Raw genomic sequence first — 23,472 nt, 5'->3', positions numbered from 1 at the left:
CGGTCCTCGGTAGTGGCCCGCAGGAGGCGACCAGGCGGTCGTAGGCCTGAGGGCCTCGATCGAAGACCGGCCCATGCCCCGCACGGGGCTTGGTCGTCCGCGGGTGCGCTCCGCGAACAGAAGGGACCACTACGTGGAACCCACCATCTCCGCCGTCGAGACCGTTCTCGACAACGGCAAGTTCGGCAAGCGCACCGTCAAGTTCGAGACTGGCCTGCTGGCCCGTCAGGCCGCCGGCTCGGTGACCGCCTACCTCGACGACGAGACCATGCTGCTCTCGGCGACCACCGCCTCCAAGCAGCCCAAGGACCACTTCGACTTCTTCCCCCTGACGATCGACGTCGAGGAGCGGATGTACGCCGTGGGCCAGATCCCCGGCTCGTTCTTCCGCAGCGAGGGACGCCCCGGCGAGGACGCGATCCTCACCTGCCGCCTGATCGACCGGCCGCTGCGCCCCACCTTCAAGAAGGGGCTGCGCAACGAGGTCCAGGTCGTCATCACGGTCCTTTCCCTGGACCCCGACATGCCCTACGACGTGCTGGCGATCAACGCCGCGTCGATCTCCACCCAGCTCTCCGGCCTGCCGTTCTCCGGCCCGGTCGGCGGCGTCCGGGTGGCGCTGATCGACGGCCAGTGGGTGGCGTTCCCCAGCCACAGCCAGCTCGAGGACGCGGTCTTCGACATGGTCGTGGCCGGACGCGTCACCGAGACCGGTGACGTCGCGATCATGATGGTCGAGGCCGAGGCGACCGAGCGTGTCATCTCCCTGGTCGAGGGCGGCGCCCAGGCGCCGACGGAGGAGGTCGTGGCCGAGGGCCTCGACGCCGCCAAGCCCTTCATCAAGCAGCTCTGCCAGGCCCAGGCCGAGCTGGCCAAGGAGGCCGCGAAGCCGGTCCAGGAGTTCCCGGTCTTCCTCGAGTTCGAGGACGACGTCTACGCCGCTGTCGAGGCCGCGGCCAAGGACGAGACCGCTGCTGCCCTCCAGATCGCGGGCAAGCAGGAGCGCGAGGAGAGGATGGACGCGATCAAGGCGTCGATCCTGGACCGCGTCGGCGGCGACTTCGAGGGTCGCGAGAAGGAGATCGGCGCCGCGTTCCGCTCGCTGACGAAGAACCTGATGCGCGAGCGCGTGCTGCGCGACAAGATCCGCATGGACGGCCGCGGCCTGGCCGACATCCGTCCGCTGCACGCCGAGGTCGGCCTGATCCCGCGGGTCCACGGCTCCTCGCTCTTCGAGCGCGGCGAGACCCAGATCATGGGCGTCACGACCCTGGACATGCTCAAGATGGAGCAGCAGCTGGACACGCTCTCCCCGGAGAAGCACCGCCGCTACATGCACAAGTACGTCTTCCCGCCGTTCTCCACCGGTGAGACCGGCCGGGTCGGCTCCCCGAAGCGGCGCGAGGTCGGGCACGGTGCCCTGGCGCGCCGCGCCCTCCTGCCGGTGCTCCCCACCCGCGAGGAGTTCCCCTACGCCATCCGCCAGCTCTCCGAGGCCATGGGCTCCAACGGCTCGACCTCCATGGGCTCGGTCTGCGCCTCCACGCTCTCCCTCCTGCAGGCGGGTGTGCCCCTGAAGGCCTCGGTCGCGGGCATCGCGATGGGCCTCATCTCCGGTGAGGTCGACGGCAAGACCGAGTACGTCGCGCTGACCGACATCCTCGGAGCCGAGGACGCCATGGGCGACATGGACTTCAAGGTCGCCGGTACGCGGCAGTTCGTCACCGCGCTCCAGCTGGACACCAAGCTCGACGGGATCCCCGCCGAGGTGCTCGGCGCGGCGCTCAAGCAGGCGCGCGACGCCCGCCACACCATCCTCGACGTGATGGCCGAGGCCATCGACGCCCCCGAGGAGATGTCGGTCCACGCCCCGCGGATCATCACCATCCGGGTGCCCGTGGACAAGATCGGCGAGGTCATCGGGCCGAAGGGCAAGGTGATCAACCAGATCCAGGACGACACCGGCGCGACGCTCTCGATCGAGGACGACGGCACCGTCTACATCGGTGCCACCAACGGTGAGGCGGCCGAGGCGGCCAAGGCCGCGGTCAACGCGATCGCCAACCCGACGATGCCCGAGATCGGCGAGCGCTACCTGGGCACGGTCGTGAAGACGACCAACTTCGGGGCCTTCGTCTCGCTGATGCCGGGCAAGGACGGCCTCCTGCACATCAGCAAGCTGCGCGGCCTGGCCGGCGGCAAGCGGGTGGACAACGTGGAGGACATCGTCTCGGTGGGCCAGAAGGTCCAGGTCCAGATCGCCGAGATCGACGACCGCGGCAAGCTCTCCCTGGTGCCCGTCGTCGAGGACGAGGGCGGCTCGGAGGAGTCCGGCGCCTCGGAGCAGGACTCCGAGACCGAGTGACCACACGCTCCAGGACGACCGGCCAGCAGGTTTCTGCTGGCCGGTCGGCCGTTTCCCAGTCACTTCCGTCCCAGCCGGTGGGCTCGACCCGGACCCTGCAGACGGTGAAGGACGTCGAGGGGCACGTGACCTCCCGGGTGCGCCGTACCCTCCTGCCGGGCGGTCTGCGGGTGATCACCGAGCAGATGGCGGGCGTCCGCTCGGCGAGCATCGGTGTCTGGGTGGCAGTCGGCTCGCGCCACGAGTCCCCGGCGCTCCACGGCTGCTCGCACTTCCTCGAGCACCTGCTCTTCAAGGGCACGCGAGAGCGCACCGCCATGGACATCTCGGTGGCCCTCGACGCGGTGGGCGGTGAGTTCAATGCGTTCACCGCCAAGGAGTACACCTGCTACCACGCACGCGTCCTCGACGAGGACCTGCCGCTGGCGGTGGACGTGCTGGGCGACATGATCACCAGCTCCCGCCTCAGCTCCGACGACGTCGAGGCCGAGCGCGAGGTGATCCTGGACGAGATCGCCATGCACGACGACGACCCCGACGACGTGGTGCACAACCTCTTCGCGCAGCAGGCCTGGGGGGACAGCCCGCTGGGGCGTCCGATCGCGGGGACGGCCGACTCCATCGGGTCGCTGACCCAGGCCCAGATCGCCCGCTTCTACCGCCGGCACTACCGACCTGCCGCGATGGTGGTCGCCGTGGCCGGCAACGTGGACCACGGCTCGGTGGTCCGGCAGGTACGACGGGCGTTCGACCGCAACAACTTCCTGATCGGGGACGAGCCGCCGGTGCGGCCGCGGAGCGGCGCGCGGTCGCGCCGGGTCACTCCCGGCACGGTGACGGCCAGCCGCCAGCTCGAGCAGGTCAACCTCGTGCTCGGCATGCGGGGGATCACCCGCGGCGACCCACGCCGATTCGTCCTGGGGGTCCTCAACACCGCCCTGGGCGGGGGGACCTCCTCGCGCCTCTTCCAAGAGGTGCGGGAGCGTCGCGGGCTGGCCTACTCCGTCTACTCGTTCGGCAGCCATCACGACGATGCTGGACTGGTCGGGGTCTCGGTGGCGTGCCTCCCCGCGAAGGTGGACGAGGTGCTCGACGTGGTCCGCGCCGAGCTCGCCCGGGTGGCGGCCGAGGGGATCACCGAGGAGGAGGTGAGCCGGGGCAAGGGGCAGCTGCGGGGGAGCGTGGTGCTGGGGCTCGAGGACAGCGGCGCCAGGATGTCGCGCCTGGGCAAGTCTGAGCTGGTCTACGGGGAGCTGCTGAGCATCGACGAGGTGCTCGGGCGGATCCAGGATGTGACGGCCGACGACGTGCGACGGCTCGCCGCCGAGGTGTTCAGCCAGCCCGAGGTGCTCGCCGTGGTGGGCCCGGAGAGCTAGGCACGGCCCCGGGCGGGTCACGCCCGGGGTCTGTCACCCCGTCAGCAGCAGGGCGACCCCGGCGCACCCGGCGGCCCACAGCACGCTGACGAAGGTACCGATGAGGAACCGCTCGGCGATACCGGTGTGCTGTTCGTTGCGGAGCTCGGGATAGCGGCCCAGACCCTTGACCGCGAGGCTGATGGCGATGCCTTCGGGCCACCGGCCGAGCAGGGAGGCGACGACCGCCAGTCGCTCCAGGGCCCCGATCCACGCCCCTCCCCGCAACACCTCCGCCGCGCGGCGCACGGAGCCGACCTGCTGGTCCCCCGGGCCGTCCACCAGGCGGAAGACCGCGGTGGTCAGCGGGCCGCCCCCCAGGACCGCCAGCACCGCGCACAGGCCCGCCAGGAGGACCTCGAGCTCGCGCTGGGAGGCCGCCATCCCCGGTTTCAGAGCGGCCAGCAGGGCAGCGACGACCACGAGCAGCAGCTGGGTCCCCGCCAGCCAGGGGGAGCGGTCGACCCACCAGCCGACGACCGCCGCGAGCGTGGCGCCCGCCAGCACGAGCAGGCAGAGCCAGGTCGTGGAGGTCATGGCGGGGACGGTGATCACGGCCGTCATCGTGGCCCCTCGAGCCACTCGCGGGCCAGCGCGGTGACCAGCTCGCGAGCCCGGCGTGACTCCACCAGGCCGGCGGCGGCGGCCCGCTGGCTCACCGCCGACTGGGAGATGCCCAGCGTGCGGCCCGCCGCCTCGTAGGAGAGACCGCCGTCGACCAGGTCGGCCACCTCCCAGCCCTTGTCGGTGCGACGGCCCAGGACCGCCGCCCACAGCCAGCAGACCGACTCCAGGTGCCGCGCCAGGGGCGTCCGGCCCGCCACGCGGAGCTGCCACGGCGCGTTGCGCGTGGAGGAGACAGCCTCCCGGGCGGCCACGAACGCCGGACCACGTGCCTCCCGGGTGTCGCGCGGCAGTGGCGTCTGCACGAGGTCGAGGCCGATGCCCACGTGCCAGCGTCCGTCGCGGAGCAGCAGCTCGAGCGCCGGGGCCAGAGCGGCCGCGTCGTCCACGACCCCCTGGAACTCGTCGCCGGCGGTGCGTCGGAAGGGCAGGAGCGTGGGCACCGGGGTGAGGGCCTCGAGCGTGGAACCCACCGCGTCGGGGTTGCGCCGGCTGTCCCGCTGGTCGACGGTGAGGACCACGCCGCGGATACCATCAGGCTCAGCACTCATAGTGTCGAGTATTAGGGAAAAAACTTATGAGTGCAAGAGATAAGCCCAGTGCCTAACGCCGACCGATCACTCCGATGACCGGAGGGGCCTTCTGCTCCACGATCGAGACCCGGAAGCCGGCGCCCGCGAGGGCCGCCGAGGTCTTCTCCACGATGTTGGGGACCAGCTCGGGCCGCACCGCCTCGTAGAAGAGGAAGACCGCGCCGCCCGGGACCAGGCGCTCGTGCAGCAGGGCGACCTCGTCCTCGCACGGGCGGACCCAGAAGAGGTTCACGTTGAAGGCGAACACCTTGGTCAGGCGCTTCACCGGGACCCTCAGGGTGGCGAGATCGATCTGGCGCACCGTGAGACGTCCGGACTCGACGTGCTTGGCGTTGCGCCGCTTGGTCCGGTCGACGCCGGACTCGGAGCGGTCGATGGCGAAGAGCTTCCCGCCGTCCAGCCGGGCGCAGATCAGCTCTGCCCCGGCTCCCGGACCGCAGCCGATCTCCAGCACCTGGTCGTGGGGCTGGATGTCCATCAGGTCCACCGCCCACCGGATCCGGGGAGGAATCGTCTGGGAAGCCATGGGGAACAGCCTGCCATCCCCGGGTCCCGGAGTCAGCCACCGGCTCCCCTCCGTTCCGGGTGCTCCGCGCGCGGGCGCGCGTGCCAGCGCTAGATTGCCCTCGTGAGCGCGCAGCGAGAGACGGTCCGTGTCGGTGTCCTGGGAGCCCGTGGCAAGGTCGGCCGGGAGGTGTGCCGTGCTGTGCGGGAGGCTCCGGACACCGAGCTGGTGGCTGAGATCGACGCCGGGGACGACATCGAGGACCTGGTCGCCTCCGGTGCCGAGGTCGTGGTCGACTTCACCCATCCCGACGTCGTGATGGACAACCTCGAGTTCTGCATCCGCCACGGGATCCACGCGGTCGTCGGGACCACCGGGTTCGACGACCGGCGCCTCGACACCCTGCGCCGGTGGCTCGGCGAGGAGCCGGCGTGCGGCGTCCTCATCGCCCCGAACTTCTCGATCGGCGCCATCCTGATGATGCGGTTCGCCGCGCAGGCGGCGCCGTTCTTCGACTCGGTCGAGATCGTGGAGCTGCACCACCCCGACAAGGCCGACGCGCCCTCGGGGACGGCGCGCCGCACCGCCGAGCTCGTCGCGGCTGCGCGGGCCGCTGCGGGCTCCGCCGCCATGCCCGACGCCACCTCGACGTCCCTGGAGGGTGCCAGGGGCGCCTCCGTCGCGGGTGTGCCCGTGCACGCACTCAGGATCCGCGGCATGGTGGCGCACCAGGAGGTCGTGCTGGGAGGGCTCGGCGAGACCCTGACCGTGCGGCACGACTCCATGGACCGCGTCTCCTTCACGCCCGGGGTGCTCGCCGGGCTGCGGGCCGTCGCGGACCATCCCGGGTTGACGGTGGGGCTGGAGCACTTCCTCGATCTGTCCGGCTGAGCGGAAGCCGGCTGGGCTCAGAGCAGGCGGACCAGCGCCGCGGCCAGGGCGGCGCCGAAGACGACGACCAGGAACGGCGCGCGCAGCAGCAGGGCCACCACCGCGAAGGCCAGGCCCACCAGGCGGGCGTCTGCGACGAGCGCCGACCCCTCGCCCAGCACCTGGACCGCCAGCAGTGCGGCCAGGAGCGCCACCGGGATCAGGTCGGCCGTGCGCGCCACCACGCGGTGCTCGAGGACGGCGGGGGGCACCGAGAGTCCTGCCAGCTTGAGGAGGTAGCAGGCCACGCAGCCTGCGAGCAGGGCGCCCCACATCAGTCCGCGCTCCTCGTGGGCGAGGCGTCAGGGGCGTCAGGCCCCGAGCTGTCCTGGTGCGAGGGAGTCAGGGCACCCACCAGCAGGGCCACGCCTGCGGCTCCCAGGACCGGCACCCCGGCGGCGGTGACCGGCACCAGTCCCAGGGCCACGGCCGCGGCGAGGACCGCCACGAGCCGGTGGCGCGGAGTGTCGAGCCGTGGCCACAGCAGGGCCAGGAAGGCTGCCCCCACGGCGGCGTCCAGGCCGTAGTCGCGCGGGTCCCCGAGGGTGTTGCCCGCCAGCGCGCCGACGACGGTCGCCAGGTTCCAGAGGGTGAGGACACCGAGCCCGGTCGCCCAGAAGCCGGTGCGTGCCGCCGCGGTGGAGTCCCGGGAGACCGACATCGCCGTGGACTCGTCGATCACCACGTGGGCGCCGGCCAGCCGGGCCCAGCCGCGGAGCCGGAGGAGTGGCGCGAGACGGAGCCCGTAGAGGGTGTTGCGCGTGCCGAGGAGAGCGGCGGTCGCCGCGCCCGACCACGGGCTCCCGCCGCTGGCCAGCACCCCCACCATGGCGAACTGGGAGGCGCCGGTGAACATCAGCAGCGACAGGGCGCAGGTCTGCAGGACGCTGAGCCCGGCGGCGACGGAGATCGCGCCGAAGGAGACGCCGTAGAGCCCGGTCGCCACCGAGACGCCGAGGGAGTCACGCAGGATGCGCGAGCGCTGGAGGGCGGGAGGCTCCCCGGACAGGCGGGAGGAGTCGGACACCCGGGGAGGTTAGCCCGCAGCTCAGCGCCGGCGGCCCCGTGGGTGGTTGCGGGCCTGGGGTCCACGGCCGTGGGGCTCGTGCACCAGCAGCCAGGCGGCGACCATGCCCGCGAGCACCCCCAGGGTGGCACCTCCGGAGATCAGGACCGGGACCGGGTGGAGGTGGCCGGCCCAGACGCCGAGGCCGACGAAGACGGCGAGCGCCGTGGCCGCGACCGCGAGCTGGTGGAGGCGGGGGAGTGGTCCTAGCACCGGAACCTCCTGCGGGGCGGGTCCGGCGACCTTGCCGGACCCCTCCATAGTGCCGCCATCTGGCCGGAAAGCAACTGTTGAACGGTCCACCGTCTAGGCGATGGCGGTGTGCAGCCTCACCTGCTTCAGGCGGTGCGTCCCGTTGCCGTCCAGGTCGAGCTCGCGGTGCGCGCCGTCCGGCGCCCAGCCGGCCTGGGTGAGGAACTCCCGCAGCGGGTCGTTGCGGCTGTCGACCCAGGTCACGGCCCGGACGAAGCGGTCCGCCACGAGCGTGTCCACGCAGGCCTGGAGGAGCCGGGACCCGTGGCCCCGGCCCCGCTCGGCCGGGTCGAGGGTGAGCTCGGTGAGCTCGCCGTCACGGACCGGGTCGCAGTCGGGGTCGGCGGCGGGGGAGGTGAGGGCGAACCCCACCACGCGGTTGCGCTCGAGGGCCACCAGGACCCGGTTGCGCGCGTCCGCCGGCCTGCTCAGTGCGGCCTGCCAGACCGGGGTCAGCTCGTCGGGGTCCTGGGGGAGGGTGTCCTGCGGCACGAGGCCGGCGTAGAGGTCGGGCCAGGCCCGCACCTGCAGCGCCGCGATGGCAGGAGCGTCGTCGGCCCAGGCGACGCGGACCGAGACGTCGGCGGAGGGTGTGCTCATGGGGACATCCTGCCGTGCGGCCGGCGGCGTCCCCACAGAGCAGTCATTACACAGCGACTGCACCTCTACACAATCGTGTCACATGCGTGCTAGCGTCGCTGGATGGGTGGGCAGGACGCGCAGGGAGCGGAGCTCGACCGGATCCTCGCCGGGGGCGGGCCGGTGGAGCCGACGGACCCGATGCCCGAGGAGTACCGCCGGGCGCTGATCCGTCAGATGGCCCAGCACGCGCACTCCGAGATCATCGGGATGCAGCCGGAGGGCAGCTGGATCGCGCGTGCGCCGAGCCTGCGCCGCAAGGCGATCCTGATGGCCAAGGTGCAGGACGAGGCCGGCCACGGTCTTTACCTCTACGCCGCCGCCGAGACCCTCGGGGTCGAGCGGGCCGACCTCCTCGAGAAGCTGCACTCCGGCCAGCAGAAGTACTCCTCGATCTTCAACTACCCCACGCCGACCTGGGCGGACGTCGGGGCGATCGGCTGGCTGGTGGACGGCGCGGCCATCGTCAACCAGGTCCCACTCTGTCGCTGCTCCTACGGCCCCTACGCCCGGGCCATGGTGCGGGTCTGCAAGGAGGAGTCCTTCCACCAGCGGCAGGGCTTCGAGCTCCTGCACACGCTCTCCCACGGGACGCCGGCTCAGCGGGCCATGGCCCAGGACGCGGTCGACCGCTTCTGGTGGCCCAGCCTGATGATGTTCGGCCTGCCGGACGCGGAGTCGCCGCACACCGCGCGTTCGATGGCCTGGGGCATCAAGCGGTTCTCCAACGACGAGCTGCGTCAGCGCTTCGTCGACATGACCGTCCCCCAGGCCGAGGCCCTGGGCCTCACGCTCCCGGACCCCGAGCTGCGCTGGAACGAGAGCACGGGCCACTACGACCACGGGCCCGTCGACTTCGGCGAGCTCGCCGAGGTGATCGACGGGCGCGGGCCGTGCAACGCCCAGCGCCTCGCCCACAAGGTCCGCGCCCACGAGGAGGGCGCCTGGGTCCGCGAGGCCGCGGCGGCGTACGCCGCCAAGCAGGCCGCCCGGGGAGAGGCCGGCGCGGCATGACGGCCTGGTCCGAGCCCCTGTGGGAGGTCTTCGTGCGCTCCCGGCGTGGCCTGGCGCACGTGCACGTGGGCTCCCTGCACGCCGCGGACGCCGAGCTCGCGCTGCGGAGTGCTCGCGACCTCTTCACCCGGCGCGAGGAGGGGATCTCCCTGTGGGTGGTGCCGGCCGCCGCCGTCACCGCCAGCAGGCCCGAGCAGCAGGCGTCCTTCTTCGAGCCCGCCGCCGACAAGGCGTACCGGCACCCCACCCACTACGCGGTCCCCGAGGGGGTCGAGCACCTGTGAGCGCCCCGGCCCCCGTGCCAGGCGCGGCCCAGGTGCTGCTCGCCCTGGGCGACGACGCGCTGGTGGCCAGCCAGCGGCTCTCCTGGTGGATCAGCCGGGCGCCGGCGCTGGAGGAGGACGTGGCCCTGGCCAACATCGGGCTCGACCTGCTCGGGCAGGCCCGGAGCCTGCTCTCGCGAGCCGGCGAGCTCGAGGGCGAGGGTCGTGACGAGGACGACCTGGCCTACCTGCGCGACGACCGTGCGTTCCGCAACGTCTGCCTCGTGGAGCGCGTGCAGCACGACTTCGCGACGACCATGGTGCGCATGCTCGTGCTCAGCAGCTGGCAGCGCGAGCTCTACGCCGCGCTCCGTGCCAGCGCGGACCCCGTGCTGGCCGCCGTGGCCGCCAAGGCCGTCAAGGAGGTCGCGTACCACCATGACCACGCCCGCCTCTGGCTGCTGCGGCTCGGCGACGGGACCGACGAGTCGCACCGCCGGGTCCAGGCGGCGCTGCACGCGGAGTGGCCGTGGGTCGCGGAGCTCTTCGACGGGACCTGGCTCCACCCCGACGTCGTGGCGTCCGGGCTGATGGTCGACCCCGTGACCCTCCGCCCGACGGTCCTCGACACGGTGACCGACGCGGTGCGCCGCGCCACGCTGACCGTCCCGGAGGTGCCGCCGGCGGTCGCCGCCGGGCGGACGGGCCGGCACACCGACGCGCTCGGCCCGCTCCTCGCCGAGATGCAGCACCTGGCGCGGTCGCACCCGGGTGCGTCGTGGTGAGCCCGGGCGTGAGCCGAAGCAGGGCCTGGGAGATCGCGGCAGGCGTCGAGGACCCCGAGCTCCCGGTCGTCACCCTCGAGGACCTGGGCATCCTTCGCGACGTCACCGAGGACGACCAGGGCCGGGTGCACGTGCAGGTCACCCCCACCTACTCCGGGTGCCCGGCGATGGAGACCATCCGGGCCGACCTCATCGCCCGGCTGCAGGAGGCGGGCTACCGGCGGGTGTGCGTCGAGTTCGTGCTGGCCCCGGCCTGGACCACGGACTCGATCACCGACCGGGGGCGGCGTCGGCTCGCCGCGCACGGGATCGCGCCACCGGGGCCGGTCGTCGCCCCTGGCCCCGTGGACCTCACGCTCACGGTCCGCTGCCCCCGCTGCGGCAGCACGCGGACCCACGAGTCGAGCCGCTTCGGATCCACCGCGTGCAAGGCGCTGCGGGTCTGCGGCGACTGCCGGGAGCCCTTCGACCACTTCAAGCCGCTGTGACCGGCCACCTCCTGGAGGTGGCGCAGGTGCGGCCGCTGACCTCCGACGCCCTGGAGATCGAGCTGACGGTCCCCGCCGACCTGCGGGAGACCTACGCCTACCTCGCCGGCCAGCACCTGACCGTGCTCTGCGCCGACGGGGTGCGTCGCTCCTACTCGCTCTGCAGCGCGCCGTCGGCGCGGCGCTGGCGGATCGCGCTCCGCCGGCTCCCGGGCGGCGCCTTCAGCGACGGCGTGGCCCCCCTGCTGAGAGCAGGGGACGTGCTCGAGGTGCTGCCGCCCGCCGGCGGGTTCTCCGCGACACCGGACTCCGGGCGCGCAGCGTCGTACGTCGCGGTCTCAGGCGGGTCCGGGATCACCCCGGTGCTCTCGATCGTGACCACGCTGCTGGAGGAGGAGCCGGACTCCGACGTCACCCTGGTCGCTGCCGACCGGTCGACGGCGAGCGTCATGTTCCTCGACGAGCTGCACGACCTGAAGGACCGCTTCCCCACGCGCTTCCAGCTGGTCCACGTCCTCTCCCGGGAGCGGCAGGAGGTCGACCTCCTCTCGGGACGGCTCGATGCCGAGCGGTTCGACTCCCTTCTCGACGCCCTGGTGGAGCACGAGCGGGTCGATGAGTGGTTCCTCTGCGGACCCCAGGCGATGGTGCTCGCCCTGCACGACCTGCTGACCCGCCGAGGGGTGCGCCGGGTGCACACCGAGCTCTTCCACGCCGAGGCGGTGGCGCCGCGCCCCCCCCGCCCGCCCGGGAACGCGGCGGGATCGGCGACGGTCAGCGCCCGGCTGGACGGCCGCGTCACCGAGGTCGTGCTTCCGGTCGGCCGCGCGAGCATCCTGGAGGCGGTCGCCGAGGTCCGCCACGACGTCCCGTTCGCCTGCAAGGGAGGCGTCTGCGGCACCTGTCGCGCGCGGGTGCTGGAGGGCGAGGTCGAGATGGACCTCAACTACGCGCTCGAGCCCGAGGAGGTGGAGCGCGGCTACGTGCTCACCTGCCAGTCGCACCCCGTGAGCACCCGGGTCGTCGTGGACTACGACGCCTGAGGCGGCGAGGGTGTGGCAGCGGGACGGACGGTGGCTGCGCCCACCACGGCGAGGGCCAGTCCCGCGACGACCGCGGGGAGCCAGCCCGGCCGGGCCGCGTCCCCCAGCAGCACCAGGCCCACCAGTGCCGGCACGAAGGTCTGCGCGGTGATCATCGGAGCCGTCGCGGTGGTGACGAGGGTCCCGGAGAGTCCACGGGAGTAGAGCCAGAAGGCCACGAGACCCAGCGCGGGCACCAACAGGGCGGCGGCCACCATCGAGGCCTCCGGCGGCCACCCCACGCCGCGGACCGCCAGGGCCGAGCCGGCGTAGCCGAGCCCGGCACCCCAGCCGAGCAGCCCGCCGCGGGACGCGGGGACGCGGCCGAAGGTGAGGACCAGCCCGAGCAGGAGGAGCAGCAGCAGCCCGGGCAGCCACCAGTCCGTCCGGACCTCGCCGGGGGCGCCGGCGGCACGGGCCAGGAGCACCAGCCCGACGGTCACGGCGACCACGCCGCGCCAGGCGCCGAGGGGGAGTCGTCCGTCCACCCGGCCCGAGGCCAGGGCCGTGACCGGGAGGGAGAGCGCCACCGTCGCCTGGGCGAGGTAGAGCGGCAGCCACCAGATCGCGACCGCGTGCAGCACGAAGCCGACGAGGTAGGCCAGCACGACCAGCATCAGCACCCGGTCGCGGACACCGGTGCGCGCGAAGTCGGCGAGACCCTGCGACGCGGGCAGTCGCCGTGCGGCCGAGGCTTGGGCGACGGCGGCCACGCCGAACAGCACCGCCGACACGACACCCGCGGCCAGGCCCCAGGCCGTCTGCAGCGCCACCGGTCAGCGCCCGGTCAGCGGTAGTGCTCGGGCAGCTTGTCGCCGATCTTGACCTGGGCCTTGGGCAGCCGCAGGAACTTCATCTGCATGGCTCGCATGAGGGCGTAGTAGGTCGTGCCCTTGGTGGGGGCGTCGGGGAACCGGCGCCGGAGCTCGCCGCGGAGCCGGAAGCGCAGGAAGAAGCCGTCGAGGATGATCATCACGACGCCGCCGATGAGGATCATGTTGCCGACGCCCACCAGTGTGGAGTTGCCGGTCCAGCCCAGGATCAGGGTCACCACCATCACCGGGATGAGCAGCTCCACGACGGAGAGGCGCGAGTCGACGAAGTCCCGGATGAACCGCTTCACCGGACCGCGGTCGCGAGCGGGGAGGTGGCGCTCGTCCCCGGTCTTCATGGCCTCACGCACCCGCAGGTTGGCCTCCTGCCGGGCCGCGCGCTTGGCCGCGGCCACCTCCTTGCGGGTCCGGGGCACCTTGGCGCGCGCCCGGGCGGCCGCCTCCGCCTCCTTGCGGGTGGGCGTGGGGCGGCCCTTCCCCCCGGGTCGACGAGGGTCTGGGGTCGGCTCGACGGTCTCGGTGGGCGCCGGGGAGGAAGCAGGCGCGGCGGACTGGTCGGACTTGGCGCGACGGAGCAACGGGGCACCTTCGTGAGGAGTGCGGCGGGAACCGCTCCATCCTACCGTCCGGGGGTCCTTCATCCGGTCTTGCGTGTGGCCCTAGGGTGAGGGGACAGCACCAGTGACCAGCACGAGGGAGGGGTTCGCCCCCATGAGTCTCATGAAGCGCATCAGCCTGATCTTCCGGTCCAAGGCCAACACGGCCCTCGACCGTGCCGAGGACCCCCGGCAGACCCTGGACTACAGCTACCAGCGGCAGCTCGAGCTCCTCTCCAAGGTACGCCGTGGCGTCGCCGACGTCGCGACCAGCCGCAAGCGGGTCGAGCTCCAGGTCAACCAGCTGACCCAGCAGGCCGACAAGCTCACCGGTCAGGCGCAGAAGGCCATCGACGTGGGCCGCGAGGACCTGGCCCGTGAGGCGCTGACCCGCAAGTCGGGCCTCGCCACGCAGATCCAGGACCTCCAGGCCCAGCACGCGCAGCTCCAGGCCGAGGAGGAGAAGCTCACCCTGGCCCAGCAGCGCCTCCAGGCCAAGGTCGAGTCCTTCCGCACCCGCAAGGAGACGATCAAGGCCACCTACACCGCCGCCCAGGCACAGACCCGGATCAACGAGGCGATGTCCGGCATCGGCGAGGAGATGGGCGACGTGGGGCTCGCCATCCAGCGCGCCGAGGACAAGACCGCCCAGATGCAGGCCCGGGCAGGTGCCATCGACGAGCTGCTGGCCTCCGGTGCCCTCGAGGACGTCTCCCAGGTGGGCGGCGGCGACGACATCGCCCGCGAGCTCGACTCCATGAGCTCGACGGCCGACGTCGAGGCCGAGCTCGCGCGGCTCAAGTCCGCCAAGGCGCCCGAGGCGCTGGAGTCCTCGCAGGGCGGGGACGTGCTCGGCAACGGGTCGACCCAGTCCACCACCGAGGGTGAGACCCGATGATCGTCAGGATCCTGGGGGAGGGGCAGTACGACGTCCCGGACGCGGAGCTGGACCACCTCAACGCGCTGGACGCCGCGGTGGAGTCCGCGGTGGAGTCCGGCCAGGAGGAGGCGTTCCGCTCGGCGCTGGCCGCACTGCTGGACGGCGTCCGCCGGGTCGGCTCGGTGCACGAGGTCGACAGCCTCGACACCTCGGACCTGATCCTGCCGATGGCCGACGCCGAGCTCGAGGACGTGCGCGCCATGCTCAACGACGACGGTCTGATCCCCGGCTGACATGGCCCACAGCCGCTTCATCAAGGACAACGGGCTCACCGCCCGGATGACTCTGGTGATGTTCCTGCTCGGGGCGCTGCTCGTGGGCCTGGTCGTCGCCCTGATGTACATCTTCCCGGCCGGCTATGCCCCGTTGATCGGCCTCGCCGGGCTCGCCGTCGCCTTCTACCAGTGGTGGAGCTCGGACAAGGTGGCGATGCGGGCGATGCGGGCCCGCGAGGTCACCCCCGAGGAGGCCCCGGAGCTGCACGGCATGATCGACCGGCTGTGCGCGATGGCGGACATGCCCAAGCCCCGCGTCGGCATCGCCGACATGGCCATCCCGAACGCCTTCGCCACGGGTCGCTCGCCCGACCGAGCCGTGGTCTGCGTGACGACGGGCATCCTGGGCAAGCTCAACGCCGAGGAGCTCGAGGGCGTGCTGGCCCACGAGCTCTCCCACGTGGCGCACCGCGACGTGCTGGTGATGACGCTCGCCTCCTCGGCGGGCATCGTCGCCGGGATGCTCACCCGGGGCGCCCAGTTCAGCGGCCTCGGGCGCAGCCGCAACAACCAGGGCGCGGCGGCCGCCTTCGTGCTGGCCCTGGTGGTGAGCCTGGTGGTCTACGCGATCAGCTTCTTCCTGACGCGGCTGCTCTCCCGGTACCGGGAGATGTCCGCCGACCGCGCCGGGGCCTACCTCACCAGCAAGCCCGCCGCGCTCGCCTCCGCCCTGCAGAAGATCACCGGGGAGATGTCGACGATCCCCGAGCGCGACCTGCGCGGCACGAAGGCGATGAACGCGTTCTTCATCGCTCCCGCCGTCAGCGGAGCCTCGCTGCGGACGATCACCGCCACCCACCCCTCCCTGGAGGCGCGGCTCGAGCAGCTGGCCCGGATCCAGGCCGAGCTCTCGCGGCCGGCGGGCTGACGTGGGCCTGTGGGACTCGCTGCTGGGACGTTCCCGGCCCAAGGCCCCCGACCTCGACTCGCTCTTCCTGGTCCCCAGCGCGGCGATCACCCTGCAGACCGCGGCCGGGCTGATGCCGACGGGCAGCGGCTCGGTCTGCTACCGGGCCGCCTCGGGCGCCGCCTTCGCCCAGACGCAGGACGACGTGGTCGCGCTGTTGCGCGACGACCCGCAGGCGCCGGCGGCCACGACCACGCAGGATCCCTACGGCTACACGTGGCTCGTCGTGCAGGGTGACCCCGCCGACGTGGCGGGCCTCTGCACGGATCTGCATGCGGTGAACAGCAGCCTGGGGGCGCAGGGCTTCGCGCACTCGCTGCTCTGCACGCTGATCCCGTTCCAAGGCCCCGACGGCCGTCGGGTCGGGCTGGTCTACCTCTACAAGCAGGGGACCTTCTACCCCTTCGCACAGGTGCCGGGAGAGAAGCGCCGCGACAACCTGCTCGAGCTCAACGTGCGCGACATGCTCGCCGGTGAGCTTCCGATGGAGAAAGACCTCCAGAGGTGGCTCGCGGTGTGGGATGCTCCGGGACTGTGAGCGACGACACCCTCAGCAGACCCTCCGACGTCACGGCCGACCTCCGCAGACTGGCCTCGGCCCTCAGTGAGCCCGACGACCTCGCCGTGCTGCGCCGGGTCGAGGCCGCCTACGTGGCGGCCGAGGCTGCGGCCTTCGACGCGGCTGAGGCGGTGGCGCGTGCCGAGGCCGAGGTGGCCCGGGTGGCCGGACAGATCGCCCACGACCTCAACAACCCGCTCGCGGCCGTCGCCATGTCGCTGGAGATCGCGCGCGACCAGGTGGAGGAGTCTCAGCAGCTGCTGATCTCCCTGCTCGAGCGGGCCAGCGGCAGCGCCGCCCGGATGAAGCGGATGACGGCCGACCTCCTCGACCACGCGCAGGACCCGGCGTCCGGCACGACCGACCTGCAGGCGGAGCTGGACGCGGTCCTGGGGGCCCTCTCCGAGCTCGTCCCCGGTGAGGTGGTGGTGCTGACCCCGCTGCCCGTCGTGGCCGGCGGCCCGGGTGACTTCCGGGTGGTCCTGGTGGGGCTGCTGGAGAACGCGGTCAAGTTCGCGGCCGAGGACGTCCCGCTGCGGGTGGAGGTCAGTGCCCGGCAGCAGGGCCGGGAGTGGCGCGTGGAGGTGGCCGACAACGGACGCGGCATCGCCCCCGAGGACCGCGAGCGGGTGCTCGACCCGATGGTGCGCCTCGACAAGAGGGTCCCGGGGCTGGGCCTGGGGCTCTCCACGGTCCGCCGGGTCGTCGGGGCGCACGGGGGCCGGGCCGGCGTCGAGGAGAACCCCGCGGGTGGGACGACCGTCTGGTTCACCCTTCCGGTGCTCGACTCCGAGTGAGCGCGGCCACGCTCCCCGTAGGATGCTGGCATGACGATCGACCTCCCCCTCCTGCCGCTGCTGCCTCTCGGCAAGGGCCGTGACCTGGACGCGGAGCGGGGCGTGGAGTGCCCCGGTGACCTGCCGATGGCCTCCGACCCCACGCTGGTGGCCCGGGCGCGCGCCGCCAAGGAGGCGCTGGGCGAGCGGGTCTTCGTCCTCGGTCACCACTACCAGCGCGACGAGGTCATCCAGTTCGCGGACGTCACGGGCGACAGCTTCAAGCTGGCCCGCGAGGCGGCCGCGCGGCCGGCTGCGGAGTTCATCGTCTTCTGCGGCGTCCACTTCATGGCGGAGTCCGCCGACATCCTGACCACCGACGACCAGCAGGTGGTCCTCCCCGACCTGGCCGCCGGCTGCTCGATGGCGGACATGGCTCGACTGCCGCAGGTGGAGGACTGCTGGGACGCGTTGGTCGACGCCGGCGTCGCCGACTCGGTGGTCCCGGTGACGTACATGAACTCCTCCGCGGACATCAAGGCGTTCTGCGGCCGGAACGGGGGAGCGGTCTGCACCTCCTCCAACGCCGACGTGGCCCTGGAGTGGGCCTTCGCCCAGAAGGGCGGGGTGGACTCCGACGCCAAGGTCCTCTTCCTGCCCGACCAGCACCTGGGGCGCAACACGGCGGTCCTGCAGCTCGGCATGGAGCTGGAGGACTGCGTGGTCTGGAACCCCCTGCTCCCCGGGGGCGGCCTGAGCGCCGAGGAGCTCCGTGACGCCCGGATGATCCTGTGGCGTGGCCACTGCTCGGTCCACGGCCGCTTCAGCGAGGACGTGGTCGACGAGCTGCGTGCCACGCACCCCGATCTCAAGGTGCTGGTGCACCCGGAGTGCCGGCACGAGGTGGTGCTGAAGGCGGACCTGGTGGGCTCCACGGAGTTCATCATCAAGACGATCGAGGCGGCGCCGGCCGGCTCGACCTGGGCGATCGGCACGGAGCTCAACCTGGTCAAGCGCCTCGCGGACGCCCACCCGGACAAGAACATCGTCTTCCTCGACCGGAACGTCTGCTACTGCTCCACGATGAACCGGATCGACCTCCCCCACCTGGTCTGGGCGCTGGAGTCGCTGGTGGCGGGCACGGTGGTCAACCGGATTGAGGTCGACCGGGACACCCAGCACTGGGCGCAGGTGGCCCTGGAGCGGATGCTCGCGCTGCCGGGCCGCGCCCAGCGCGACTGACCGGGCGGCTCCGTCGGCTCAGAGCAGCGAGCCGTGGTGCAGGTAGGGCGCCGGGGGCTTGAGCCCGCGCAGGGCCAGGTAGCCGTCGAGACGGACGTGGAGGCCCGCCTCCATCCCGGTCTCCAGGGCCCACTGGTTGGCGCCGGTCACGTGAGCCACCCGGGTGGGGCGCCCCGGCGGGACGGCCGCCAACGCGTCCCACAGCAGCCGGGAGGCGGTACGGCGGTTGTCGGCGGCCAGCACCTGAACGCCGTCCAGGTTGCTGTAGGCGTAGCCCCGCCCGGTGCGGTGGTCGATCACCCGGAGACGGTGCACCGAGCGGAGGAAGCCGTGGTCGTGACCGCGACCGGCCCCGCGGGCGGCGCGGTCGAGGGAGTCCATCCACTCCTGGTCGCCGGAGGTCCCGTCGCGCAGGTGGCGCAGCTCGGGGATCGCGGACCGGTCCACCTGCCCCTCCAGGCACATCTGGGGGTGCAGGTCGAAGCCGGCGAGCCGGTAGCGGCGCGCGGCACGCGGGTCGGAGGAGGCGCTCAGCATGCCGCGCACGCAGCCACGGGAGTAGCCCAGGGCAGCCTCGAGGAGTGCCTTGCCGATGCCGAGGCCCTGCCACCGGGGCGACACGGCGTAGGTGGACAGGAACCACGTGGTCTCCCGCCGGAAGGAGGTCGCGAAGCCGACCACCTCGTCGTCGCGCTCGGCCGCCCAGCAGCCCTCGGCGTCGCGCTCGAGGAACCTCGCCGTGCGGGCGATCCAGATCTGGGCCGCCTGTACCGAGCGTCCGCTCGGCGCCGGGGTCCCGGCCGGCGCCAGCCGCTGCTCCAGGTCGAGGAACGCGTGGGACGACAGGCGTTCGACCACCCGGAGGTCGTCGTGCCGCAGGGGTCGGATCCGGAGGTCGGAACGGTCGGGAACCGGCACGGCTGTCATGACCACGGCATCGTACGCCGCGGCGCGGGGCCCGCACGGCAGTATGTGCACATGCATGTGCTCATCGCCCCGGACAAGTTCGCCGGCACGCTGACCGCTGTCCAGGCCGCCGAGGCGATCGCGCGGGGCTGGCAGCGCCAGGCGCCGGGCGACGTGGTCGACCTCGCCCCGATGGCGGACGGGGGCCCGGGCTTCGTCGACGTCCTGCACGCCTCGCTCGGGGGCGAGCTGCTCGCCGCCTCCGTCGCCGGCCCGTCGGGGGAGGAGGTGCCCGCCTCCCTGCTCCTCGTCGGCGAGGTGGCCTACGTGGAGTCGGCGCAGGCGTGCGGGCTCCACCTCGCCGCGGGCACCGACCCCGAGACGAGATCGTCACGAGGCGTCGGCGAGCTGCTGCTGGCGGCCCGCGACGCGGGGGCCCGGACCATCGTGGTCGGGCTGGGCGGCTCGGCGACCACCGACGGGGGTGCCGGGCTGCTGGGGGCGCTCGGGGCGACGGCGGACGTGCCCCTCGACGCGGGCCCCCGCGGGCTGGCGGGCGTCCGCGCGGTGGACCTGGCCCCCGCCCGCTCGGCGCTCCGAGGGATCTCGTTGGTGGCCGCCACCGACGTCGACAACCCGCTGACCGGTCTCTTCGGGGCCGCCCGCACCTACGGGCCGCAGAAGGGGATCCCGGAGGAGGCGCTGGTGGCCGTCGACGTCGCCCTGGAGGAGCTCGCCGTCGCCTGCGACCGGCGGACCTCCCTGGAGCCCGGTGCCGGGGCTGCCGGGGGCCTGGGGTTCGCGCTGATGCTGCTGGGGGGCACGCGGGAGCCGGGGATCCGGCTGGTGGCCGACGCGGTCGACCTGGCTGCGCGGGCGCGGCGCGCGGACCTGGTGGTCACCGGGGAAGGCGCCTTCGACTTCTCCAGCCGGGCGGGAAAGGTCCCGTACGGGGTGGCGGAGATCGCCGGCGAGCAGCTGCGGCCCTGCGTCGCGCTCGCCGGCCGGGTGCTGGTGGGGGCGCGTGAGATGCGAGCGCTGGGCATCGAGTCCGCCTACTCGGTGGCGGAGGCCTACGGGGAGGAGAGGGCACTCGGGCGGCCCGCCGAGGCGCTGGCCGACCTGGCCCAACGGGTGGCGCGGAGCTGGTCACCGGCCTGAGCGGAGTCCCGGTCGCGGCGGAGCGGAATAACCAGAGCTGTGAGACGCTTGAGCCGTTGACCACCACGACCTAGACCCACGGGAGATCGAGATGACCGAGCAGGTCGAGACCACCGAAGAGCGCCGTACCGACCAGATCAACCTGAGCGCGGTTGCGGCCGGCAAGGTCAAGAGCCTCCTGGAGCAGGAGGGTCGCGACGACCTGGCTCTCCGCATCTCCGTCCAGCCCGGCGGCTGCTCCGGTCTGCGCTACCAACTCTTCTTCGACGAGCGCACCCTCGACGGCGACGTCACCACGGACTTCGACGGCGTCACGGTCGTCGTCGACCGGATGAGCGTGCCCTACCTCAACGGCGCGATGATCGACTTCGTCGACTCGATCGAGAAGCAGGGCTTCACGATCGACAACCCCAACGCGACGGGGTCGTGCGCCTGCGGCGACTCGTTCCACTGAGTCGGGCGGCCCGCCGCCCTCCACAGACGAGAAGCCCCCGCCTCACGGCGGGGGCTTCTCGTCGTCCGGTCGGCGGACGGTGGGCTCAGTCCAGGTGCAGGTGCAGGGCATTGGCGAGTCGGGCCGCTGCCGCGCTGACCCGGATCTCGCTCTTGCGCACCTCTCGGGGGTAGTCCTCGAAGTGGATGCTAGGCGCCTGCCGGACTGCTGCCCTGGCCACTCTCTCCAGGCGGAGGGAGGACACGACCGCACGAGCGTCGGCACACATCTCCGTGGGCGTCGAGAGCTCGTCATGGGTCAAGTGCGAACCTGGGTTCTGAGTAGCCATGTCTGAGACGCTAGCCGTTACCGATTGGTACTCCGAACGGAACTCGCTAGTAGTGTGCGGCGACATGTCGCTCTTGATCGCCGGCTCCGTGGCCACTGACCACCTCATGTCCTTCGAGGGCAGGTTCTCGGACTCCCTGGTGGTCGACCAGCTGGACAAGATCTCGGTCTCGTTCCTCGTCGATGACCTCGAGGTACGGCGGGGGGGAGTCGCCGCCAACATCTGCTTCGGCCTGGGAAACCTCGGGCTGCGGCCGGTGCTCGTCGGCGCCGTCGGCGAGGACTTCGCCGACTACCGCGCCTGGCTGGAGCGGCACCACGTCGACTGTGACTCCGTGCACGTCTCGCAGACCCGGCACACCGCCCGCTTCGTCTGCACCACCGACACCGCGATGGCCCAGATCGCCTCGTTCTACCCCGGGGCGATGAGCGAGTCCCGCGAGCTGGAGCTCAAGCCGATCGTGGACCGGGTCGGGGAGCCCGACTTCGTGCTCATCGGGCCCGACGACCCCGAGGGCATGCTGCGGCACACCGACGAGTGCCGCCAGCGGGGCTACCGCTTCGTGGCGGATCCCTCCCAGCAGCTCGCGTTCGGTGACGGTGACCTCATCCGCCAGCTGATCGAGGGGGCGGACATGCTCTTCTCCAACGAGTACGAGGCCTCGCTCATCATCCAGAAGACCGGCTGGAGCGTCGAGGACGTCCTCGACCGGGTCGGCACGTGGGTGGTCACCCTGGGGGCCGCAGGGGTCAGGGTCGAGGGGAAGGGGCGCGAGACCATCACGGTGGCGGCCGTCCCCGACGTGGCCCCGGTGGAGCCGACCGGGGTGGGCGACGCCTTCCGGGCGGGTTTCCTCGCCGCCCTGGCGTGGGGCCTGGACCACGAGCGCGCTGCCCAGCTGGGGTGCCTGCTGGCGGTCCACGTGGTCGAGCAGGTGGGCACGCAGGAGTACACCCTCTCGCGCGCGGCCTTCCTGAAGCGGTGCACCGACGCCTACGGGGCGGCGGCGACCGCCGACTTCGAGCCGCACCTGCGCACGTTCCACCCCTGAGGGGCGGACGGCGGCTCAGCTGAGCCGGCGCACCACGAAGCGCGGGGAGCCGTCCTGGGCGACGTCCTCCCCGACGTACTCGTGCCCGCGCATCCGGCACCAGGCGGGCACGTCCACGCGGGCAGCCGGGTCCCGGGTGACGACGGCCAGACAGGCGCCCGGCGCGACGTCGACCACGTGGCGGGCCAGCTCGATGACGGGCATGGGGCAGAGCATCTCGCGGCAGTCGAGCTCCAGCTCCGCGGCGCGGCTCACAGCCCCACCTGCGCACGCAGGTCTCGGACCACGTCGGGAAGCTCGGCGAGGAAGCGCTCGACCTCGGCGGCCTCGGTCTCCCTGGTGAGCGAGAGTCGCACGTTCCCGTGGGTGAGGACCCCCATCGCGGCCAGCACGTGCGAGGGCTCCAGGGTCGAGGCGGTGCACGCGGACCCGCTGGCGACGCCGAAGCCCCGACGGTCCAGCTCGGTGACCAGCGCCTCCCCGTCGACGTAGAGGCACGAGAAGGTCACCAGGTGGGGGAGGCGGAGCCGGGGCTCGCCCACCACCTCCACGTCGGGCACCCGCGCCGCTGCCTGCCGGACCCGGTCGATGAGCTCGGTCTGGGCGGAGGTCACCGTGTCGCGCTCGGCGACCACGGCTTGGAGCGCGGCCGCCGCGGAGAGGGCCGCCGGCACGTTCTCGAAGCCGCTGCCGCGCTCGTCGGACCGGTCGTCGGCGGGGAAGGGGGTGCGCCAGCGCGACCCCTTGGCCACCAGCAGCACCCCGACGCCCGCGGGGCCGCCCCACTTGTGCGCGGAGGCCGCGGCTGCCGACCAGCCCTGCGGCAGGGGGAGGCGTCCCGCGCTCGCGCAGGCGTCCACGAAGAGCGGGACCTCGTCGAGTCCGGCGGCGATCTCCGCCACCGGGTGGACGGTGCCCACCTCGTGGTTGGCGTGCTGGACGGCCACGACGGCGGGAGGTCCCTCGCCGCGGGCCTGCTCGGCGACCGTCGCGGAGACGGCCTCGGGCGTGACCAGCCCGGTCCGCCCCACGGGAACCACGACGGTGGGGTCCCGCGTCCAGCGCGCGGCGTGGAGCACCGCGGAGTGTTCCACCGCGGAGTGGACGACCGTCCGGCCGGCACGGGCGCGGGCCAGGTGCAGGCCGAGCAGGCCGCGGTGGACGGCGTCGGTGCCCGAGCCGGTGAAGGTGACCTCGTCCGGACGGACGGCCAGCGCCTCGGCGACCACCTCGCGCGCGTTGTCCAGGAGCATCCGGGCGCGACGCCCCTCGTGGTGCAGCCGACGCGGGTCCGACCATCCCTGGTCCAGGGCGGCCAGCAGGGTGTCGCGGGCGGCTGGGTGCAAGGGCTCGGCGGAGGCCGCGTCGAGGTAGCTGCGGGCGGGTGTGCTCACCCGCTCGAACCTAGCGGCTGTGACCCGTG

General features: G+C 72.6%; 30 protein-coding genes. 17 read left to right on the top strand and 13 right to left on the bottom strand.

The annotated features are described in order from the left end of the window. Positions 1-133 precede the first annotated feature (133 nt). Both AC3X7R_RS16690 and AC3X7R_RS16685 read left to right on the top strand, forming a co-directional pair. Positions 134-2,365, top strand: coding sequence for a polyribonucleotide nucleotidyltransferase (locus AC3X7R_RS16690; RefSeq protein WP_489966805.1), 2,232 nt, complete (start codon positions 134-136; stop codon positions 2,363-2,365). Between the two features lie 104 nt (positions 2,366-2,469). Continuing rightward, the gene (locus AC3X7R_RS16685; RefSeq protein ID WP_489966804.1) at positions 2,470-3,741 is read left to right on the top strand and encodes a M16 family metallopeptidase; all 1,272 of its coding nucleotides are present in this window, start codon (positions 2,470-2,472) and stop codon (positions 3,739-3,741) included. A gap of 33 nt (positions 3,742-3,774) precedes the next feature. Here AC3X7R_RS16685 and AC3X7R_RS16680 read toward each other — a convergent pair whose 3' ends face one another. Genes AC3X7R_RS16680 through AC3X7R_RS16670 form a run of 3 tightly spaced genes read right to left on the bottom strand, consistent with a single transcriptional unit; the run spans position 3,775 to position 5,523 of the window. Beyond that, positions 3,775-4,317: a hypothetical protein gene (locus tag AC3X7R_RS16680; protein WP_489966803.1), complete on the bottom strand. Its 543-nt coding sequence runs from the start codon at positions 4,315-4,317 to the stop codon at positions 3,775-3,777. A 23-nt stretch (positions 4,318-4,340) separates the two neighbouring features. Then, positions 4,341-4,955, bottom strand: coding sequence for a transposase (locus AC3X7R_RS16675; RefSeq protein ID WP_489966802.1), 615 nt, complete (start codon positions 4,953-4,955; stop codon positions 4,341-4,343). Positions 4,956-5,007: 52 nt separating this feature from the next. Then, positions 5,008-5,523, bottom strand: a complete 516-nt coding sequence (locus AC3X7R_RS16670) for a class I SAM-dependent methyltransferase (RefSeq protein WP_489966801.1) — start codon at positions 5,521-5,523, stop codon at positions 5,008-5,010. A 102-nt stretch (positions 5,524-5,625) separates the two neighbouring features. Between AC3X7R_RS16670 and dapB the strand changes: the two genes are divergently transcribed. Next, the gene (gene dapB / locus AC3X7R_RS16665) at positions 5,626-6,393 is read left to right on the top strand and encodes a 4-hydroxy-tetrahydrodipicolinate reductase (protein WP_489966800.1); all 768 of its coding nucleotides are present in this window, start codon (positions 5,626-5,628) and stop codon (positions 6,391-6,393) included. A gap of 17 nt (positions 6,394-6,410) precedes the next feature. On the opposite strand, the gene AC3X7R_RS16660 is transcribed toward dapB, so the two are convergent. From AC3X7R_RS16660 to AC3X7R_RS16645, 4 genes are all read right to left on the bottom strand, one after another. Further along, positions 6,411-6,707, bottom strand: coding sequence for an AzlD domain-containing protein (locus AC3X7R_RS16660; RefSeq protein WP_489966799.1), 297 nt, complete (start codon positions 6,705-6,707; stop codon positions 6,411-6,413). After that, positions 6,707-7,459, bottom strand: a complete 753-nt coding sequence (locus AC3X7R_RS16655) for an AzlC family ABC transporter permease (protein ID WP_489966798.1) — start codon at positions 7,457-7,459, stop codon at positions 6,707-6,709. Before AC3X7R_RS16655 ends, AC3X7R_RS16660 begins: the two co-directional genes overlap by 1 nt. A 21-nt stretch (positions 7,460-7,480) precedes the next feature. Next, positions 7,481-7,711: a hypothetical protein gene (locus AC3X7R_RS16650; RefSeq protein WP_489966797.1), complete on the bottom strand. Its 231-nt coding sequence runs from the start codon at positions 7,709-7,711 to the stop codon at positions 7,481-7,483. A gap of 93 nt (positions 7,712-7,804) precedes the next feature. Further along, entirely contained in the window at positions 7,805-8,350 is a 546-nt protein-coding gene (locus tag AC3X7R_RS16645; RefSeq protein ID WP_489966796.1) for a GNAT family N-acetyltransferase, read from the bottom strand. 102 nt (positions 8,351-8,452) lie between these two features. Here AC3X7R_RS16645 and paaA point away from each other — a divergent pair, with 102 nt between their 5' ends. Genes paaA through AC3X7R_RS16620 form a run of 5 tightly spaced genes read left to right on the top strand, consistent with a single transcriptional unit; the run spans position 8,453 to position 11,982 of the window. Beyond that, the gene (paaA, locus tag AC3X7R_RS16640; protein WP_489966795.1) at positions 8,453-9,403 is read left to right on the top strand and encodes a 1,2-phenylacetyl-CoA epoxidase subunit PaaA; all 951 of its coding nucleotides are present in this window, start codon (positions 8,453-8,455) and stop codon (positions 9,401-9,403) included. Beyond that, complete coding sequence (gene paaB, locus AC3X7R_RS16635) at positions 9,400-9,687, top strand: 1,2-phenylacetyl-CoA epoxidase subunit PaaB (RefSeq protein WP_489966794.1); 288 nt, start codon at positions 9,400-9,402, stop codon at positions 9,685-9,687. The genes paaA and paaB overlap by 4 nt, the downstream gene beginning before the upstream one ends. Continuing rightward, entirely contained in the window at positions 9,684-10,451 is a 768-nt protein-coding gene (gene paaC / locus AC3X7R_RS16630; RefSeq protein ID WP_489966793.1) for a 1,2-phenylacetyl-CoA epoxidase subunit PaaC, read from the top strand. Before paaB ends, paaC begins: the two co-directional genes overlap by 4 nt. Before the next feature lie 8 nt (positions 10,452-10,459). After that, positions 10,460-10,939 carry a 1,2-phenylacetyl-CoA epoxidase subunit PaaD gene (gene paaD / locus AC3X7R_RS16625; RefSeq protein WP_489966792.1) on the top strand — a complete coding sequence of 160 codons (480 nt, stop codon included), beginning with the start codon at positions 10,460-10,462 and terminating at the stop codon, positions 10,937-10,939. Continuing rightward, positions 10,936-11,982 (top strand): 2Fe-2S iron-sulfur cluster-binding protein, encoded by a 1,047-nt coding sequence (locus AC3X7R_RS16620; RefSeq protein ID WP_489966791.1) that lies wholly within the window; start codon positions 10,936-10,938, stop codon positions 11,980-11,982. Before paaD ends, AC3X7R_RS16620 begins: the two co-directional genes overlap by 4 nt. On the opposite strand, the gene AC3X7R_RS16615 is transcribed toward AC3X7R_RS16620, so the two are convergent. Further along, complete coding sequence (locus tag AC3X7R_RS16615) at positions 11,970-12,794, bottom strand: hypothetical protein (RefSeq protein ID WP_489966790.1); 825 nt, start codon at positions 12,792-12,794, stop codon at positions 11,970-11,972. The two genes, AC3X7R_RS16620 and AC3X7R_RS16615, sit on opposite strands and share 13 nt — an antisense overlap. A gap of 14 nt (positions 12,795-12,808) precedes the next feature. Next, positions 12,809-13,432 (bottom strand): DUF3043 domain-containing protein, encoded by a 624-nt coding sequence (locus AC3X7R_RS16610; RefSeq protein WP_489966789.1) that lies wholly within the window; start codon positions 13,430-13,432, stop codon positions 12,809-12,811. Positions 13,433-13,565: 133 nt separating this feature from the next. Here AC3X7R_RS16610 and AC3X7R_RS16605 point away from each other — a divergent pair, with 133 nt between their 5' ends. The 6 genes from AC3X7R_RS16605 to nadA are packed head-to-tail and all read left to right on the top strand — an operon-like array spanning position 13,566 to position 18,149. Then, a complete protein-coding gene (locus AC3X7R_RS16605) occupies positions 13,566-14,348 on the top strand; it encodes a PspA/IM30 family protein (protein ID WP_489966788.1) in 783 nt (260 codons plus the stop codon). After that, positions 14,345-14,623: a PspA-associated protein PspAA gene (pspAA, locus tag AC3X7R_RS16600; RefSeq protein ID WP_489966787.1), complete on the top strand. Its 279-nt coding sequence runs from the start codon at positions 14,345-14,347 to the stop codon at positions 14,621-14,623. The genes AC3X7R_RS16605 and pspAA overlap by 4 nt, the downstream gene beginning before the upstream one ends. Position 14,624: 1 nt before the next feature. Continuing rightward, complete coding sequence (htpX, locus tag AC3X7R_RS16595) at positions 14,625-15,533, top strand: zinc metalloprotease HtpX (protein WP_489966786.1); 909 nt, start codon at positions 14,625-14,627, stop codon at positions 15,531-15,533. A gap of 1 nt (position 15,534) precedes the next feature. Next, positions 15,535-16,110 carry a PspA-associated protein PspAB gene (pspAB, locus tag AC3X7R_RS16590; RefSeq protein WP_489966785.1) on the top strand — a complete coding sequence of 192 codons (576 nt, stop codon included), beginning with the start codon at positions 15,535-15,537 and terminating at the stop codon, positions 16,108-16,110. After that, positions 16,107-16,928, top strand: a complete 822-nt coding sequence (locus AC3X7R_RS16585; protein WP_489966784.1) for a sensor histidine kinase — start codon at positions 16,107-16,109, stop codon at positions 16,926-16,928. Before pspAB ends, AC3X7R_RS16585 begins: the two co-directional genes overlap by 4 nt. Before the next feature lie 30 nt (positions 16,929-16,958). Further along, positions 16,959-18,149 (top strand): quinolinate synthase NadA, encoded by a 1,191-nt coding sequence (gene nadA / locus AC3X7R_RS16580; protein ID WP_489966783.1) that lies wholly within the window; start codon positions 16,959-16,961, stop codon positions 18,147-18,149. Between the two features lie 18 nt (positions 18,150-18,167). Here the strand turns inward: nadA and AC3X7R_RS16575 are convergent, their stop codons facing one another. Next, a complete protein-coding gene (locus AC3X7R_RS16575; RefSeq protein WP_489966782.1) occupies positions 18,168-19,076 on the bottom strand; it encodes a GNAT family N-acetyltransferase in 909 nt (302 codons plus the stop codon). Positions 19,077-19,127: 51 nt separating this feature from the next. Here AC3X7R_RS16575 and AC3X7R_RS16570 point away from each other — a divergent pair, with 51 nt between their 5' ends. Together AC3X7R_RS16570 and erpA are read left to right on the top strand one after the other, a co-directional pair. Further along, a complete protein-coding gene (locus AC3X7R_RS16570; protein WP_489966781.1) occupies positions 19,128-20,216 on the top strand; it encodes a glycerate kinase family protein in 1,089 nt (362 codons plus the stop codon). A 91-nt stretch (positions 20,217-20,307) separates the two neighbouring features. Next, positions 20,308-20,670 (top strand): iron-sulfur cluster insertion protein ErpA, encoded by a 363-nt coding sequence (erpA, locus tag AC3X7R_RS16565; protein ID WP_489966780.1) that lies wholly within the window; start codon positions 20,308-20,310, stop codon positions 20,668-20,670. 85 nt (positions 20,671-20,755) lie between these two features. Here erpA and AC3X7R_RS16560 read toward each other — a convergent pair whose 3' ends face one another. Next, positions 20,756-20,890 (bottom strand): hypothetical protein, encoded by a 135-nt coding sequence (locus AC3X7R_RS16560; RefSeq protein ID WP_489966779.1) that lies wholly within the window; start codon positions 20,888-20,890, stop codon positions 20,756-20,758. Positions 20,891-21,062: 172 nt separating this feature from the next. Here AC3X7R_RS16560 and AC3X7R_RS16555 point away from each other — a divergent pair, with 172 nt between their 5' ends. Next, positions 21,063-22,049, top strand: coding sequence for a carbohydrate kinase family protein (locus tag AC3X7R_RS16555; RefSeq protein WP_489966778.1), 987 nt, complete (start codon positions 21,063-21,065; stop codon positions 22,047-22,049). Positions 22,050-22,064: 15 nt separating this feature from the next. Here the strand turns inward: AC3X7R_RS16555 and AC3X7R_RS16550 are convergent, their stop codons facing one another. Next, complete coding sequence (locus AC3X7R_RS16550) at positions 22,065-22,304, bottom strand: sulfurtransferase TusA family protein (protein ID WP_489966777.1); 240 nt, start codon at positions 22,302-22,304, stop codon at positions 22,065-22,067. After that, positions 22,301-23,443, bottom strand: coding sequence for a cysteine desulfurase family protein (locus tag AC3X7R_RS16545; protein WP_489966776.1), 1,143 nt, complete (start codon positions 23,441-23,443; stop codon positions 22,301-22,303). Before AC3X7R_RS16545 ends, AC3X7R_RS16550 begins: the two co-directional genes overlap by 4 nt. Positions 23,444-23,472 lie beyond the last annotated feature (29 nt).

This window comes from Nocardioides sp. Z22_16, from assembly GCF_058134365.1.
The sequence above is the reverse complement of the archived record's forward strand: the minus strand, read 5'-3'. Positions and strand labels throughout refer to the sequence as shown.